General features: G+C 64.6%; 16 protein-coding genes and 1 pseudogene. 10 read left to right on the forward strand and 7 right to left on the reverse strand.

The annotated features are described in order from the left end of the window. Positions 1–58: 58 nt before the first annotated feature. The 10 genes and pseudogenes from QO058_RS10470 to QO058_RS10515 form a co-directional block, all read left to right on the forward strand. Positions 59–979, forward strand: coding sequence for a LysR family transcriptional regulator (locus QO058_RS10470; RefSeq protein ID WP_284171950.1), 921 nt, complete (start codon positions 59–61; stop codon positions 977–979). A gap of 174 nt (positions 980–1153) precedes the next feature. Then, a complete protein-coding gene (locus QO058_RS10475) occupies positions 1154–2497 on the forward strand; it encodes an acyclic terpene utilization AtuA family protein (protein WP_284171951.1) in 1344 nt (447 codons plus the stop codon). Position 2498: 1 nt separating this feature from the next. After that, a complete protein-coding gene (locus tag QO058_RS10480) occupies positions 2499–2822 on the forward strand; it encodes a DUF4387 domain-containing protein (RefSeq protein ID WP_284171952.1) in 324 nt (107 codons plus the stop codon). Between the two features lie 28 nt (positions 2823–2850). Further along, positions 2851–3915 carry an ABC transporter ATP-binding protein gene (locus tag QO058_RS10485; protein ID WP_284171953.1) on the forward strand — a complete coding sequence of 355 codons (1065 nt, stop codon included), beginning with the start codon at positions 2851–2853 and terminating at the stop codon, positions 3913–3915. Between the two features lie 40 nt (positions 3916–3955). After that, the gene (locus QO058_RS10490; RefSeq protein WP_284171955.1) at positions 3956–4810 is read left to right on the forward strand and encodes an ABC transporter permease; all 855 of its coding nucleotides are present in this window, start codon (positions 3956–3958) and stop codon (positions 4808–4810) included. Continuing rightward, the gene (locus QO058_RS10495; RefSeq protein WP_284171956.1) at positions 4807–5616 is read left to right on the forward strand and encodes an ABC transporter permease; all 810 of its coding nucleotides are present in this window, start codon (positions 4807–4809) and stop codon (positions 5614–5616) included. The genes QO058_RS10490 and QO058_RS10495 overlap by 4 nt, the downstream gene beginning before the upstream one ends. Positions 5617–5658: 42 nt before the next feature. Next, positions 5659–6873, forward strand: coding sequence for a CaiB/BaiF CoA transferase family protein (locus QO058_RS10500; protein WP_284171957.1), 1215 nt, complete (start codon positions 5659–5661; stop codon positions 6871–6873). A 7-nt stretch (positions 6874–6880) separates the two neighbouring features. Then, entirely contained in the window at positions 6881–8029 is a 1149-nt protein-coding gene (locus tag QO058_RS10505; RefSeq protein ID WP_284171958.1) for a thiolase family protein, read from the forward strand. Then, positions 8026–8439: a Zn-ribbon domain-containing OB-fold protein gene (locus QO058_RS10510; protein WP_284171959.1), complete on the forward strand. Its 414-nt coding sequence runs from the start codon at positions 8026–8028 to the stop codon at positions 8437–8439. The genes QO058_RS10505 and QO058_RS10510 overlap by 4 nt, the downstream gene beginning before the upstream one ends. Then, positions 8436–8741, forward strand: a pseudogene (locus QO058_RS10515) (hypothetical protein); the annotation flags it as partial. The gene QO058_RS10510 and the pseudogene QO058_RS10515, both read left to right, overlap by 4 nt. A gap of 126 nt (positions 8742–8867) precedes the next feature. Here the strand turns inward: QO058_RS10515 and QO058_RS10520 are convergent. From QO058_RS10520 to QO058_RS10550, 7 genes are all read right to left on the reverse strand, one after another. Continuing rightward, on the reverse strand, positions 8868–9167 hold the full coding sequence (locus tag QO058_RS10520; protein WP_284171960.1) for a SemiSWEET family sugar transporter: 300 nt from the start codon (positions 9165–9167) through the stop codon (positions 8868–8870). Further along, on the reverse strand, positions 9164–9376 hold the full coding sequence (locus tag QO058_RS10525; RefSeq protein WP_284171961.1) for a hypothetical protein: 213 nt from the start codon (positions 9374–9376) through the stop codon (positions 9164–9166). The genes QO058_RS10520 and QO058_RS10525 overlap by 4 nt, the downstream gene beginning before the upstream one ends. 687 nt (positions 9377–10063) lie before the next feature. Beyond that, a complete protein-coding gene (locus QO058_RS10530; RefSeq protein ID WP_284171962.1) occupies positions 10064–10744 on the reverse strand; it encodes an orotate phosphoribosyltransferase in 681 nt (226 codons plus the stop codon). Continuing rightward, positions 10741–11847 carry a Zn-dependent hydrolase gene (locus QO058_RS10535; protein WP_284171963.1) on the reverse strand — a complete coding sequence of 369 codons (1107 nt, stop codon included), beginning with the start codon at positions 11845–11847 and terminating at the stop codon, positions 10741–10743. The genes QO058_RS10530 and QO058_RS10535 overlap by 4 nt, the downstream gene beginning before the upstream one ends. A gap of 186 nt (positions 11848–12033) precedes the next feature. Then, positions 12034–12996 carry a dihydroorotate dehydrogenase gene (locus tag QO058_RS10540; RefSeq protein ID WP_284171964.1) on the reverse strand — a complete coding sequence of 321 codons (963 nt, stop codon included), beginning with the start codon at positions 12994–12996 and terminating at the stop codon, positions 12034–12036. Continuing rightward, complete coding sequence (locus QO058_RS10545; RefSeq protein WP_284171965.1) at positions 12993–13616, reverse strand: iron-sulfur cluster-binding protein; 624 nt, start codon at positions 13614–13616, stop codon at positions 12993–12995. Before QO058_RS10545 ends, QO058_RS10540 begins: the two co-directional genes overlap by 4 nt. Next, positions 13613–15136, reverse strand: coding sequence for an MFS transporter (locus QO058_RS10550; RefSeq protein ID WP_284171966.1), 1524 nt, complete (start codon positions 15134–15136; stop codon positions 13613–13615). The genes QO058_RS10545 and QO058_RS10550 overlap by 4 nt, the downstream gene beginning before the upstream one ends. Positions 15137–15439 lie beyond the last annotated feature (303 nt).

The raw sequence follows: 15439 nt of genomic DNA on the forward strand, positions 1-15439 counted from the left end.
GACTCGGCTTGAGTTCGGCATCAAATTGAAATCGAAGGCTCTGAGATAACTTTTCGCTATGAACATCCGACAGCTCGAAGCCTTCAAAACCATCATGGAATTGGGCAGCTTCACCAGAGCGGCGGAGAAGCTCAGCCTGTCGCAGCCTGCCGTCAGCAAATTGATCTTCCTGCTCGAGCGAAAATGCGGCTTCTCGCTGTTTCATCGGCAGAAAAACGGGGTTGTGCCCACATCGGAAGGGCAGATGCTCTATTCCGAGGTCGAACGGGTTTTTCTGAGCGTGGAATCCGTTTCCGCACGGGCACGAGCGATCAAGCAGTTCGATTACGGCGAGATCAACCTCGTTTCCTATCCATCGCTGGCGGCGAGAGTCCTGCCTCCTATCCTGGGCGGTTTTCTGACAACCAGACCCGGTCTGCGGATCGAGATGTCCAGCCGGAATTCCTGGCTCCTTGTGGAGGCTGTCGCCACGCAAGGGTTCGATCTGGGCTTCGGGATGTTCGCCCCGGACCGCGCTGGTGTGAACTTCGAGATATTGTGCTCGATGAGGGCCGTCTGTGCGATGGCGCCTGACCATCCCCTGGCATCGCGCGAGGTGATCCATGCCCGCGACCTGCATGGCGAGCGATTTATCGGCATGGTCGACGAAGACCGGGCACAATTGGAAATCGACCGGGTGTTCGCCGAAAGTGGCTCCGAGCGAAACATCGTCATCAAGGTCCAGCTCACCGAAGCGTGCTGTTCGTTTGTCGCGGCTGGCGTGGGCGTCTCGATCGTGGACCCGCTCAGCACGGAAGGGTTCACAAGAGATCAGTTGGTCGTCAGGCCGTTTCGTCCGGCGGTGAATTTCAACGTGTGGGTCGTGATGCCGAGCTTCCGCGAACCTTCCCTCGCAACGAAGGCGCTCACGGAGCATGTCCGATCGAATTTGACGACGAAGATTGCGGCGATGTCGGCTGCAATCGGCGACGAGATCTGACGTCGAGCAACGCGATAGTCCGGGCATCTCCGCTGGGGCATATCCAGCGGTTATGGCTGACCCGCCAGAAGCAATTTGACCGCTGCGGAGGTCGCTCGCTCAATAGAAGCCGATGATTTCGCCACAAATCGGCGAATTCGACAGTTCCGGCCGAGCGAAAGATCGATGTCAAAGATGTCTGCCATTACCGTGCTCACCCCCACGGGAACTCTGGGCTACGGCTTCGGTGATGAAGCCCTGGCGCGGGGCATGTCCCTTAATCCCGCGGTCATTGCAGTCGATGCCGGCTCGACCGATCCCGGGCCTCACTACCTTGGCTCAGGCAAGCCGCTGGTCTCGGATGTCAGCATAAAGCGAGAGCTGACGGCCTTGATCCGCGCGGGGCAGAAGGCTGGCATCCCCGTCATCGTCGGTAGCGTGGGCGGAGCCGGTTCCGGGGTTCAGGTCGATCGGACTGCCGCTCTGGTTCGCGAGATCGCCAAAGAGACTGGCTTAAAGCTCAAGCTTGCGACCATTCGCTCCGATATCCCGATCGAGCGGGCCAAGCGCGCGGTCGCAGCGGGCGAGGTGATCGACTTCGAGGCCGGGCATCCACTGACGCAGGAAGCGCTCGACCAGACGGTCACCCTTGTGGCCCAGATGGGGCACGAGCCGATCTGCGAAGCGCTCGACGCCGGTGCAAACGTCATCATCGCCGGCCGCGCCTGCGATGACTCGGTGATCGCCGCTTATCCGATCTGGAAAGGCGCCGATCCCGCGCTGGCGATCCATATGGGCAAAATCCTGGAATGCGGCGCGTTCTCCGCCGAGCCCTTCGCCATGGACGTGATGCTCGGAACCATTCACGAAGACAGCTTCGTGCTCGAGCCCGGCAGCACCGGTCGGCGCGCCTCGGTCAAGTCAGTCTCCGCGCATTCGCTCTATGAGCGCGAGAACCCCTTCAAGCAGGGGGGCCCCGGCCACGAGATCGACCTGACTGCCTGCTCGTTCGAGCAGCTCGGCGACAGGCAGGTCCGTGTCAAAGGCGCGAAACTGACAGAAACTGAAGATTATTACGTCAAGCTGGAAGGTGCGCGGCTGGCAGGCTACCGTTCCATCTCGATCGCAGGCATTCGTTGTCCCACAACGATCGCTGCACTCGACGGTATTCTGGACCAGCTCAAATACAAGGCGATGGATTACTTTGCGCCATCTCCGATCGCTATCCAATTCCATGTCTACGGGCGCGACGGCGTGATGAAGGAGCTGGAACGGGACAAGGCCTTGCAACGCGAGGTCGGGCTTGTGATCGAGGTTACCGCGGCCAGCCAGGAGCTTGCCCACGCAGCCTGCCATCAGCTCAGCGGAGCAATGCTGCACCATCACTACGAGGGCATCATCAATCCGTCGGGCAATCTGGCCTTCCCCTATTCGCCGTCCGACCTCGACGTCGGCCCCGTCTACGAGTTCAGCGCCTATCACCTGATGAAGGTGGATTCGCCGACTGAGCTTTTCCCCGTCAGCATCGAGGAGCTGTGAGATGAGCGCCCGTCCCCTCCGCGAAATCGCGGACATCGTCCGCAGCAAGAACGCCGGTCCCTATCGCATCACCTTCGACATCCTGTGCAAGGAGAAGGCGAACTACGAGGTGATCCGCTCCTCCGGCGCGATCACTCCCGAAACGGTCGCGAAGGCGTACGGCCTTTCAGTCTCGGATATTTCCTCCTTTTTCGAGATCGACATGGCGAACGCCATCAAGATCACGATCAAACGCCCCCGCGCGCAGGGATCGGCTGGCGAGGGCGACATGTATGGCTGCCAGCAGCATGTTCCGCTGATGAACATGCCGATCCCCGTAGCTTGAGATGGCGCGCGAGCGGCCCGGAACATCGATGAACAACAGCTACATCAGAGTCGAGCACCTGACGAAACGCTACAGCGATCTCGTGGTGCTGAACGACATCTCGCTGGATGTGGCGGAAGGCGAATTCCTGGCCTTGCTGGGCCCCAGCGGCTGTGGAAAGACGACCCTGTTGCGCACCATCGCCGGCTTCGTCGAGTTCAGCGATGGCGACATCATGATCGATGGCCGGTCGATGAAGCGCCTGCCGCCCAACCGTCGGCCCGTGAATACGGTCTTCCAGAATTACGCGCTCTTCCCGCATCTGACCGTCGCCCAGAATGTGGGCTTCGGCCCGCGGCGCGCGGGCAAGGCCGCCCGCGAGGTTTCCTCGATCATCGAGGATTGCCTCTCGACCGTAGGCATGGCCGCCTATGCTGGGCGCTTCCCGTCGCAGCTCTCGGGCGGGCAACAGCAGCGCGTCGCCCTGGCTCGCGCCATCGCAAACCGGCCCAAGGTCCTGCTGCTCGACGAGCCACTCGGCGCGCTCGATCTCAAGCTGCGCAAGCAGATGCAGATCGAACTCAAGGCCTTGCAGCAGAAACTCGGCATCACCTTCATCTTCGTCACGCACGACCAGGAGGAAGCCTTGGTGATGGCCGACCGCATCGCCGTGATGGATGCCGGCCGCATCGCCCAGATCGGCTCGGGCCGCGACATCTATCACGCGCCCGCCGAGCGCTATGTCGCCGACTTCATCGGGGACGCCAACCTGCTGGCCGCGACCGTCGCGACGGATGGCTCGCTGTCCGTGGGGGCGCTCTCGATTGCGGCGCATCACGATGCCAGGCCCGGCACGCCGGCGACTTATCTTTTGCGTCCGGAAGCCGTCAGCGTCCAACACCCGCCCGCCCCTTCTGGAAACCTGATCTCGACGTCAGCGCGCGTCAGGGAGATCGTCTTTGCCGGTGGGATCGTTCGAATCTACGCCGTCACGGCCGAGGGGCAAGAGATCGTCGCTCAGCAGGCATCGCTCGCTGGAGATACACCGATCACGGTCGGCGACGACGTGGTGCTGTCCTGGCATCGTGACAGTGGTCGAGTGCTGACGAAATGAGCGCGCTCGCCGCCCACCATAGACCGAGAGGGGCTGTGCGATGAGAATCCGCAATGGCTGGGCCGCCCTTTTGATCGGCCTACCGCTGGCCTTCATGGCAGCCTTCTTCCTCGTGCCCTTCTTTGTCGTCGTGATCGCGAGCTTCCAGACCAAGGATGGCGTCTGGAGCCTGGCTAACTACACCCGCATTCTCGGCGACAGCTACTATCCCGGCGTCCTCTACGTGACTTTCAAGCTCTCGCTGATCGCGACGCTGGTCTCCTTCGCGATCGGCTATCCCATCGCCTATTACATCGTGAACGTGGTCCGCAGCCGCGGGGCCAGGCGCATCTGCTACGTTCTGGTCCTCATGCCGCTGTTCACGAGCAACATCGTGCGCTCCTTCGGCTGGATGATCCTGCTCGGGCGCCAGGGGCTGGTGAACACGACGCTGATGGCATTCGGCCTCACCGACAGGCCGATCCCGATCCTGTTCACGGAACTCAGCATCATCATCGGGCTGACCTACATCCTCGTGCCCTTCATGGTGCTGACAGTCGCCGGGGTCCTCCAGACCATCGACAAATCGCTGGTGGAAGCCGGACTGGATTTGGGAGCGAGCCGGTTTGTCACCTTCGTCAAGGTCACCTTCCCGCTCAGCTTGCCGGGCGTGGTCGCGGGATCGCTGATCGTCTTCACCCTCGCCGTCAGCGCCTATGTCGTTCCGAGCATCATGAGCGGCGGTCGCACCGTCGTGATGGCGATGTCGATCTTCGAGCAATACGGCTCGCTCTTCGACTTCAACTTCGGAGCTGCGCTCGCGGTCGGGTTGCTCGTCGTCACGCTCGTATTGATCGCACTTTATCTGTTCTTCATCGAACGGCAGCCAACTGGCCGCCAGGCAGTGCGCGCATGATGACGCTCTCGGAACGAATCGGCCGTGTTTTCCTGCTGATTTTCGTCTGGGCGGGCTTGGCGTTCCTGACGATCCCGCTCGCGATCATCGTCGCGGTCTCCTTCACGGAGACCGAGTATCTGACCTTTCCCCCGGTGGGCTTCACCCTGCGCTGGTATCAGCGCTTCCTCGCCGACACCTCCTATCTGGATGCGATCGGGCTCAGCGTGTCGCTCGCGGTTGCTTCCACAGTGATTGCAGTCCTGCTTGGGATACCGGCGGCTCTGGCGATCACGCGAAGCAACCTGCCCGGCGTCAAGATCATCAACGCGATCTTCCTGGCGCCCCTGATCCTGCCGACGATCGTGATCGGTGCCGCGCTTCTGCAATATGCCAGCATGCTCGGCTTCGCGCGCAGCTACACCGCGCTGCTCGTAGGCCATGTCGTCATCGTCGTTCCCTACATCCTGCGGACGGTGCTGGCCTCGCTCGCCCGCTTCGACCAGACGCTGGAGGAAGCGAGCCTCGATCTCGGTGCCTCCGCCTTCTCGACCTTTTTCCTGGTGACACTGCCGATCATCAAGCCAGGGCTCGTCGCTGGCGCTCTGTTTGCGCTCATCATCTCCTGGATCAACGTCGAGCTGAGCATTTTCAATGCGACTGCGACGCTGATGCCCATCCCGGTCAAGCTCTTCAACTACGTCCAGTACGCCATCGACCCCATGGTTGCGGCGATCTCCGCCGGAACGATCTACGTCGCCATCGTAGCGGTGGTGTTGCTCGATATCTTCGTCGGCATCGACCGGGTCGCGACACCCTCGAAATAGGCGGCAACCGCCGCTTCTCATCCCTGCAGAAAGCGAGCCATCATGGAAGCGCACGCCCGAACTATGCCTGAAGGTGCCCTGTCGGACCTCAAGGTTCTCGAACTCGGCTCAATGCTGGCCGGCCCATTCGTCGGCTCGATGCTGGGGGATTTCGGCGCCCGCGTCATCAAGGTGGAGAAGCCGGGCAAGCCGGACGCCCTGCGCGAATGGCCGCCGCACAAGGACGGTGTGGCATTGTGGTGGAAGACGATGGCGCGCAACAAGCACGTCATCACCCTCGATATCTCAAGACCGGAAGCGCGTGAGATCGCGCTGCGACTGATCGGCGAAAGCGACATCGTCATCGAGAACTTCCGCCCGGGCACGCTCGAGCGCTGGGGTTTTGATCCCGCTGAGCTGTCGAAGCGCTTTCCGCGTATCGTCTGGGTACGCGTCAGCGGCTGGGGGCAGACCGGACCCAACCGGGAACAGGGCGGCTATGCCACCATCGCCGAGGCCTTTTCCGGCCTGGCATCCTTCACCGGCCATCCCGACAAGGGGCCGACCGTCTCGGCATTCCCGATGGGCGATTATCTCGCCGGCGTCTTCGGGGCTTTCGGTGCTATGGCGGCAATCCATCGACGCGAGAGCAGCGGCCGCGGTCAGGTGGTCGACGTCGCGCTCTACGAGCCGCTGCTGCGCATCATCGAATCCGTGATCGTGCGCTACGACCAGACCGGCCAGAAGAAGCCCTTGCTCGGAAACCAGATGGAGGAGGACGTTCCGCGCAACGTCTACGCCACGGCCGATGGTGGCGCGATTGCGATCAGCTGCGGCTCCCAGCGCATCTACGAAGGTCTCGTCGATGCGATGGGACGCCCGGATCTCAAGCACGATCCGCGCTTCGCAACCATGGCCGACCGCGTCACGCATCGCGTTGCGATCGATGACGAAGTCGCGGCCTGGCTGAAGACGCAGCCCACGGCGCTCGCTCTGGAGAAGCTCGTCGCAAACAAGGTCGTAGCCGGCAAGATCCACGATATCGCCGATGTGTTGAGCGACGCCCATGTTGCCGCGCGCGAAGCCGTCCGCACGCTTGTCGACGACACGTTGGGACCGATGCGCATGCCAGCGCCGGTACCGAAACTCAGCGAGACGCCGGGCGACATCCGCTGGTCGGGGCGCGATCCCGGCGCATCCAATGACGAGGTCTTCGGTGACTGGCTCGGCCTTTCGCAGGCCGAGATCGAAGACCTCCGACGCAACCACATCATCTGAGGCGGTCATGACAAGCAGTATCGGAATCGCCGGCTACGGCCACACCGCCTACGAGAAGCGGACAACACGCTCGCTCTTTTCCTTCCTCGCGGAAGCAGGGGGCAAGGCGCTGGCTTCGGCCGGCCTCGCCTTCAAGGATGTCGACGGTCTCGCGATCTGTTCCTTCGAACTGCCACCGGACAACACGGTGACGGCGGCAGAGCAGCTCGGCATCTCCGTGTCGTGGGCCTATCTGGGCACGGCCGGGAGTGCCGGCCCGGTCGCCAGCATCATCAACGCCAGGCACGCCATCGAGAGTGGCCAGGCCACGACCGTCCTGTGCATTGCCGGCGACAATTACGATGTCGGCGGCCATTTCAAGCTGATGGACAATTTCAGCCGGGGCCTGCGCAATTACGGCACGCCGCTCGGCTTCGGCGGGGCCAACGGCCTGTTCGGCATCATCCAGCGCAAGCATGCGGAGACCTATGGTACGCGCCGCGAGGATCTCGGCCGCATCTCCGTCGACCAGCGCCGCAGTGCACAGCGCAACGAGCACGCGCTGCTGCGCGGCCCGATGACGATCGACGACTACATGAACGCCCGCGTCATCGCGGATCCGATCTGCCTTTATGATTGCGTACTGCCCTGCGCCGGCGCCGAGGCCGTGGTCGTCACCACGCTGGACCGCGCACCGGCGGGAAAGGCTGTCCGCATCCTCTCGGGCTTCGAACGCCACAACCATCCGCCGATGGAGATCGCTCCGCTGCGCGGCGGCTGGGAGACCTTTGCGGGAAAGCTCTACGACAAGGCGGGTTTCGGCCCCAAGGACATGGATTTCGTCCAGCTCTATGACGATTACCCGATCATGGTGGCGATCCAGCTCGAGGATCTCGGCTTCTGCAAGAAGGGCGAAGTAAGCGCCTTCCTGGCCGCCAACAGCTTCTCCTGGGACGGCAGCCTGCCCTTGAACACGGGTGGTGGCCAGCTGTCCTGCGGGCAGGCCGGCATCGCGGGCGGCCTGCTGAGCGTCACCGAAGCGGTGCGGCAATTGCGCGGCGAAGCCGGCAACCGGCAGGTTGCCAACGCCAGACGTGGCCTCGTCGCAGGCTATGGCATGGTCGGCTACGGCCATGGTCTTTCCGCCAGCAGCATCATCCTGGAGGCCGTGTCATGAGCGCTGAGATCGCCTATCCGCAACCCTATGAAGACGAGGACAATGCGCCCTTCCTGGCCGGCTGGCGCGAGGGCCGGCTGCTGCTCCAGCAGAGCCGCGACGGCGGCCCCCTGTTCTTCTATCCCCGGCCGATCTGCCCCTATACCGGCTCGGCCGACCTCGTCTGGACGGAGGTGACGGGGCGCGGCCGGATCGTGTCCTTCTCGCTCATCACCCGCCCCAACCATCCCTCGTTCAACGAGGAGGTTCCGATCATCCTCGCCGAGATCGCGCTGGACGAAGGCGCGAGCCTCCTCGGCCGGATCATCGGCGCCGATGCGGCGTCGATCACGAGCGGGGCGAGGTTGGAGCTGCTGCCGCCCGACGAGGCACGGCGCTACCCGCTGCCGGCCTTCCGATTGGCTGTGTGAGGCCGGGCGATGCTCCATCTCGACGACGAGGCGGTCGCCGCGATATCGTTTCCTGCGCCACGCTTAGCGAAGAGCCGCTCGTCCGCGGGAAATGGCTCCGGCCTGGCTGCCATCTCGATCTTGTCGGCGCGTTTACGCGCGAGGCGGACGACGACGCATTGCGGCAAGCCAGCATTTTTGTCGATACGCGAGCGGGCGCCACGAGTGAGGCGGGTGAGATCGCCCAGGCACTGGCAACCGGCGCAATCGCATCAGGCGATATCCGCGGTGACCTTTTCGACCTGACCTCGGAACGCGTCATCGGTCGGCGCAGCGGAGCTTTGCCACGAGCGCTATCGCGGCGGGGCGCCGATCGAGGCGCTTTGATCCTCGAGCTTTACGACCGCCTTGTCGACCCTGACGCCGACGAGCCCGCCAGATCTAGCCGGCTAGTCGGGAGCATCGCCAACAGCCTCGGCGACACGGTCTTTGGTTCGTTGCGGAAGCAGCGTCATCACCAGGATAAAGGCTGCGAGAACAAAGCAGACACTATTGGTCACGATGAGCGGCCATTCGCCAAGGCCGATGCCATAGGCGGTCCACAGCCCGAATCCTATGGTCGTCAAGCTGTACATCACCGGCGAGATCGAACTCGTGTCGCGCGTCTTCAGGATTCGCCAGGCTTGGGGAACGAAGCTCACCATCGAGCAAACGGCGGCAGCGCCCCCGGCCCATGCGATCCAGTTCATTTGCCCGCAGTGGGCTGAGCGCCTCGCCCGCCAAGCGCTTCGCGTTCGAGCAGCAGCCTGTCGAGTAGTTCTTGCTGGTCGTTCAGCCGAGCGGCCAGATTCTCTTCCGCGGCGGCACCCGATACGGCCGCTGCCTGCTGCATCAGATCCGATATGTTGCGCCGGACAAGCGCGACCCGTTCGTCGAGAACTGTTTCTGCGTCGGACATCGGCTGTTGCTCCATCATCTCGCCGTCGCGCCAGGAATTGTCGCGGCCGGGGCTGGGTTGTCTGCTTGTGTGATCGTCTCGGCTTGCCGACCTGCGATCATCTCCAACATGCCGACGGCGCGGCCAAGGAAAGCCGGGTCATGCCGCTGCCATCTGCGAGTAGCCGGCGGGCGGCGAGATCGACGTCCCCTAGATAGGGCGCAAGACGCGGGCAGTCGGCTCCTGCTCGCTCGGTCAGCGAGGAAATCCGGCGTGCCGTTTTTGGAAAGGGCCATCGCTGCAGGTCCTCCACAAGCCGCCTGATCTGAGCGACGACAGGCAAGGCAGCAGGCATAGGCGGTCTCCGATCGCGCGAGCGCGGTAGTCTTCGATAGGTCGATCGGCGTCGCGTTGAAGCGGCACCCGTCAGCAAACCCCCTCAGCTGCATCCGGTTCCGCCGTCGCGGGTGGTCTGTCAGCCGCGCCTCGCAGGGACGCCCGCCTTCTCACCGGAAATCCAGCCATCGCCCCGAGGCCCAGCCCGCCTTTCGGCGCGGCTCGAGGAGGTGGTGGTGACATTACGTTAGGTCGCCTGGCGCAGCCGGGATGGGGCTGTGACAGAGCCTGTTGCCCAACTCGCGCGGGGCATGCGCGCCATCGCGCATGGCGGCGGCCATTCGCGATTTCAGCGTCATAGTGGTTCCCGGCTCAGAGCCGCGGCGACAAGCCGGCGCGGCCGCCATGACGGGTCGACCAGGCCACCGGGTCGGCGAGGAAACGTTCGATCTCGGCGCGATCCGCCGGCGCAAGATCCTGGCTGGCATCAGTGCGCAGCACGTCGCTCCAGTTCGCCAGAGCGTGGAGGGTCAGGCCGGCCTCCTGCAGCCGGGCGCCGGCGCCTGGAAAGACATCGTGATAGAAGATCGTCATCACATGCTCGACCTCAGCCCCTGCCGCCCGCAGGCCGCGGGCGAAGTTGAGCTTGCTGCCGCCATCGGTCGTCAGGTCGTCCATCAGCAACACGCGCAAGCCCTCGACCGATCCACCCTCCACCTGGGCGTTGCGCCCGATGCCGAGCGGGCGCTTGCGGACATAGCGCAGCTTCAGGGCCAGCCTGTCGGCGAGCCAGGCGGCAAAGGGGATGCCGGCCGTCTCGGCGCCGGCGATGGCGTCAAAGCTGTCTGCCGGAAAGGCCGCGCCGGCATAGCGGGCGGCGAGTTCGGTAATCGCCTGGCGCAAGGTGGGATCGCCAAGCAGCAGGCGGACATCGACATAGACGGGGCTCGCCCAGCCGGCGGCCAGAATAAAGGGCTGCTGGCGGCTGACATGGATGGCGCCGGCCCTGAACAGGAGCTCAGCAACCTCGCGGCCGGTCTCGTTCGCCGTCATCGCACAGCCTCCTTGATGGCATCGCGCATCACCGCGACCCCGGCGAGGAAATCATCGATCGCCATCGCCTCATGCGGATTATGCGATCCGTGCTGGTTGCGCACGAAGATCATCGCGCTGGGGATGCCGGCATTGGCGAAAACAGCCGCATCATGTCCAGCCCCGCTCGGGATGTCCTCATCGGGCAGGCCGAGATCGCGGGCGGCGGTCTTGAGCCGTGTGATCCAGCCGGCGTCCATCACGGCAGGAGCGGATTCGAGCCGGCGGTCGACGCGGAACTCAACCCCTCGCTCCTCGCCGATCAGGCCGCATTCCGAGAGGAAGAGGTCGTAGAAGGCCTCCAGCGTCTCGCGGTTCTGGCTGCGTATCTCGAAGGAGAAGCGTACCGTGCCGGGAATACGCGCGATGGCGTGCTCCCGCGGATCGGTGCCGAGCACGCCCGCCGTTATGACGACGTCGCGACCGCGCTCCAGCAGCGTGCGCCAGTGCCGGTCGAGATGGGTGATCAGCTCCGCCGTGGCGAAGACCGCATCGCGACGGAGCCAGCGCGGCACCGCGCCGGAATGGCCGGCCTCGCCGAGGCATTCGACCTCGCGATGACGGATATTGCCCCTGATGCCGGTGACGATGCCAATCGGCAGATCCCGGGCGACCAGAACCGGCCCCTGTTCGATATGCAATTCGATCCAGACCGCGACGGTGGCGGGGTCGAGCAGCGGCTCGCCTTTCTCGACGCGGACCATGTCGACGCCGACGGAGGCCATGCATTCCGCCAGGCTCTGCCCGCTCGCATGGTCGCGCACCGACAGATCGGCGGCCGAGAGTTTCCCGAACAAGGCGCTGGAGCCCATATAGGCCTTGCCGAAGCGGGCGCTCTCCTCGCCGCGCAGACCGTAGACCTTGATGGTCCGGCGCGGAACGAAGCCTTCGTCCTTGAAACGGGCGAGGATGGCAAGGCCGGCGATGACACCGGCCGCGCCATCAAAATTCCCGCCTTGCGGCACGGAATCGAGGTGCGAGCCGCAGGCAAGGAAGGGCAGCTCCGGCTCGCTGCCCTCCAACGCGACGACCAGGTTTGCGCCGGCATCCCGCTCCGTCGCCAAGCTCCAGCTCGCGCGCCTTCGTCGCGACGATGTCGAGCGCCAGCGACTCGCGCTCGCTATAGGCTTCACGGGTGATGCCGACGCCGTCGCTCGTCGCCTCGCGCAGGGCGTCGAACAGCGCTTCGGAAAGGGCGCGGTCGCGCTCATCTCCACTGAAGACGTTGCGCATCTCGGCAGGCTGCGTGCTCACGAGATCGGATCCAGCCAGGCGAGATCGGGCTCGTCGGCCTCCTCGATCACGACGCCGCCGATCAGATCGGTGACGCGCGCGATCTCGTGATGCAGGCAAAAGCTCCTGAGCCCGTCGATGATCGTTGTCATCGCCGCCGGCTGCAGGAAGGTCGCGGTGCCGACCTGCACCGCGCTGGCGCCGGCAAGCATGTACTCGACCGCGTCCTCGGCGGTGGAGATGCCGCCGCAACCGATCACCGGGATCTTCACCGCCTTGGCGCATTGGAAGACCTGGCGCAGCACGATCGGCTTGATCGCGGGCCCCGACAAACCGCCCATGATGTTGCCGAGGCAGGGCTTGAAGCTCTTCAGGTCGATCGCCATCGACAGGATGGTGTTGGCGACCACGATCGCATCCGCACCTGCGGCCTCTGCAGCGCGCGCCACTTCGGGCACGTCGCCGGTGTTCGGCGTGAGCTTGACCCAGAGCGGCAGGTCGGTCGCCTCTCGCAGCAGGCGTGTCACCTTCTCGGTCGATTGCGCCCGCATCGCGAAGGCCTTGCCGTCCTCCTCGATGTTCGGGCAGGAGATGTTGGCCTCGATCGCGGCGACGCCGGGGATCGAGAGTTCCGCCGCAAGGCTGGCGAAGCCTTCGGCCGTCGGTGCCGAGATGCTGACCACCAGAGGCGTGTCATAGGCCGCATAGTGCGGCATCGTCTCCTCAACGAAGTAGCGCACACCCTTCGACGGGATGCCAATGGCGTTGATCAACCCGCCCGGCCGCTCGACCACACGCGGCAGCGGATTTCCGGCGCGTAGTTCTCGCGTGATCGTCTTGGTGACGAAGGCGCCGAGCCGGTTGAAGTCCATCACCTTCTCCAGCCCCTCGGCGAAGGTGCCGGACGCCGGCATCACCGGATTGCGCAGGGTGAGCCCGCCAATTGCGACGGAGAGATCGACATCGGACGTCACGCTCATGGCAGCGCCTCCATCAGGTCGAAGACCGGGCCGTCCCAGCAGACGCGCCGGTTGACGATCTCGCCATTGACGTTGAAGTCGCGCACACAGCAGTAGCAAAGCCCGATTCCGCAGGCCATTTGCTGCTCCATCGCCACCTGGCCGGGCAGGCCGAACTCGCGCGCGAGACGCTGCTGCACCCGCATCAGGCGGCTCGAGCCGCAGGTGAAGAAGCCATCGCAGCGGCCGTCGGCGATGAGACGGCGCAGGATGCGTTCGACATTGGCAGGGCCGCTGGTCTGCTCGGAATCGGTGACGGCGATGACGTCGGCACCATGGCGATGGAAGAGGTCGACGGAGACGAGCAGCTCGGGCCGTCTTGCGCTGAAGACCGCCGTCACCTGCGTACCGTTGGCCTTCGCGGCCTTGGCAAGCGGGGCGAGCGTCGCCAGCCCCGCCCCGCGCCCGACGGCGACGATGTGGCGCCAGCTCGGATCCAGTGTGAAGCCGACGCCGAGCGGCCCCATGATGTCGAGCCGGTCGCCCGGCCGCAGCGTGTCGAGCCCGCGCGTGCCGGCACCCGTCACCTTGTAGAGGAACTCGACCCGGCGCTTGGCGGGATCGGCGCCGTAGAGGCTCATCGGCCGGCGCAGGAAGGGCTGCTCGCCTGCCGGCTGCGGGCAGAGCAGCTGGAAGAACTGCCCCGGCTGGGCAGCGGCGGCCTCCTCACTGCAATTGACCACGAGGTGCCGATATTCGGCGTTGACCGCGTCGTTGCGGACGACCTCGGCGAGCTCGGCGACGATGCTCGCCTTCCACGGTGCGGCAGAACAGGCGCTGCCGCCCATGGCCGCGCCGGATCGCGCGGCCTGAGACTGATCGAGCTGGATCGACATGACGATGCCCTTGCCGTCAGGCGAGCTCGGCGCCGCGTCGCTCCGGAATCAGGAACCACATGGCCAGGATATCGAGCAGATAGAGCGTCGCCAGCAGCGCGATCGCCATCTCGAAGCTGTAGGCCGCCGCGATCGTCCCGACGACGAGCGGACCGGAAGCCGCCGACGCCGCGCCCGATGTTGAACAGGACGTTCTGTGCCGTCGCCCGCGCCGTCGTCGGGAAGAGCTCGCTGATCAGCGCGCCATAGCCGCCGAGCATGCCGTTGACGAAGAAGCCCATTACCGCGCCCGCGACCAGGAGCTGGAACGGGTCGGTCAGCCGCGAATAGACGATGACCATCACCGCGGCGCCGAGCATGTAGCCGAAGAAGGCGGGGCGGCGCCCGATGCGGTCAGCGATATGGCCGAAGGCGTAGATGCCGACCGCCATGCCGGCGATGGTGACCGAAGTCCACACCGCAGACTGCGTCAGGGCGAAGCCGAAACGGGTCGCCAGATAGTTCGGCAACCAGATCATCACGCCGTAATAGCCGAAGTTCTGGACCGAGCAGAGGACGACCATGCCGAGGCTCAGCTTGGTCGTGTTCCAATCCTTGACCAGCAGGCGCAGCGCCGACTCCTTCGGCCGATCCTTGGAGCGGGCGACGAAGACCTCCGGTTCGTGCAGCGAGTGGCGGATGAAGTAGGCCGCCACCGCCGGCAGGATGCCGATGGCGAACATGCCGCGCCAGCCGATCGTCGGCAGCAGGATCGGGGTGGCGATCGCCGCCGCCAACACGCCGACCTGCCAGCCGAGGCCGACATAGGACGAGGCGCGCGCCCGCTTCGAGGCCGGCCAGGCCTCCGCGACCAGGGCCATGCCGATGCCGAATTCGCCGCCGAGTCCAAGGCCGGCGATGGTGCGGTAGATCAGGAGGTCCCAATAGCCCTGCGCCAGCGCGCACATGCCAGTGAAGACGGCGAAGAGGACGATCGTCCAGGTCAGCACGCGGACGCGGCCGATGCGGTCCGAGAGCATGCCGAAGCCGATGCCACCGAGCACGGCGCCGATCAGCGTGGCGGTGACGAGCGAGGCGGCCTGGCCCTGGGTGAGCTGCAGGTCGGCCGAGATCGTCCGAAGCATGAAGCCGAGGATCAGCAGGTCGAAGCCGTCCATGGCATAGCCGATGGCGGCGCCCCACAGCGCCTTGCGGGCCTTGCTGTCGACCTCGGCCGGAGAGGAGATGGCGATGGAGCCGGTCATGGCTGCCTGATTGTCACTCACGGCGAATTCCCCCGTTTTGCTTTTTTCGTTGCGTGCTGAAACGCAAATAGATCGGCGCGCGCATTCCGCGCGCCGCTGCCGGCCCGGTCAAAACCATTGGAGTTTGGGCGTCCGCCCACTGTTCAGGACGCTTGAATGCGTCTCTTGGCGGCCGAGGGATCAGGCTCGGCCACGGAAAATCCTGTGCGCGCTGGGCAAGCCCAACGCCATCGCTCGATTACCTCATGCCACGACAAAATCTCAATTGCAATACTGATCTCAATTTTGCGACAAAGAGAATGACCGGGCGGTTCGCGAGCTCGA

Source organism: Bosea vestrisii (genome assembly GCF_030144325.1).
GTDB lineage: Bacteria > Pseudomonadota > Alphaproteobacteria > Rhizobiales > Beijerinckiaceae > Allobosea > Allobosea vestrisii_A.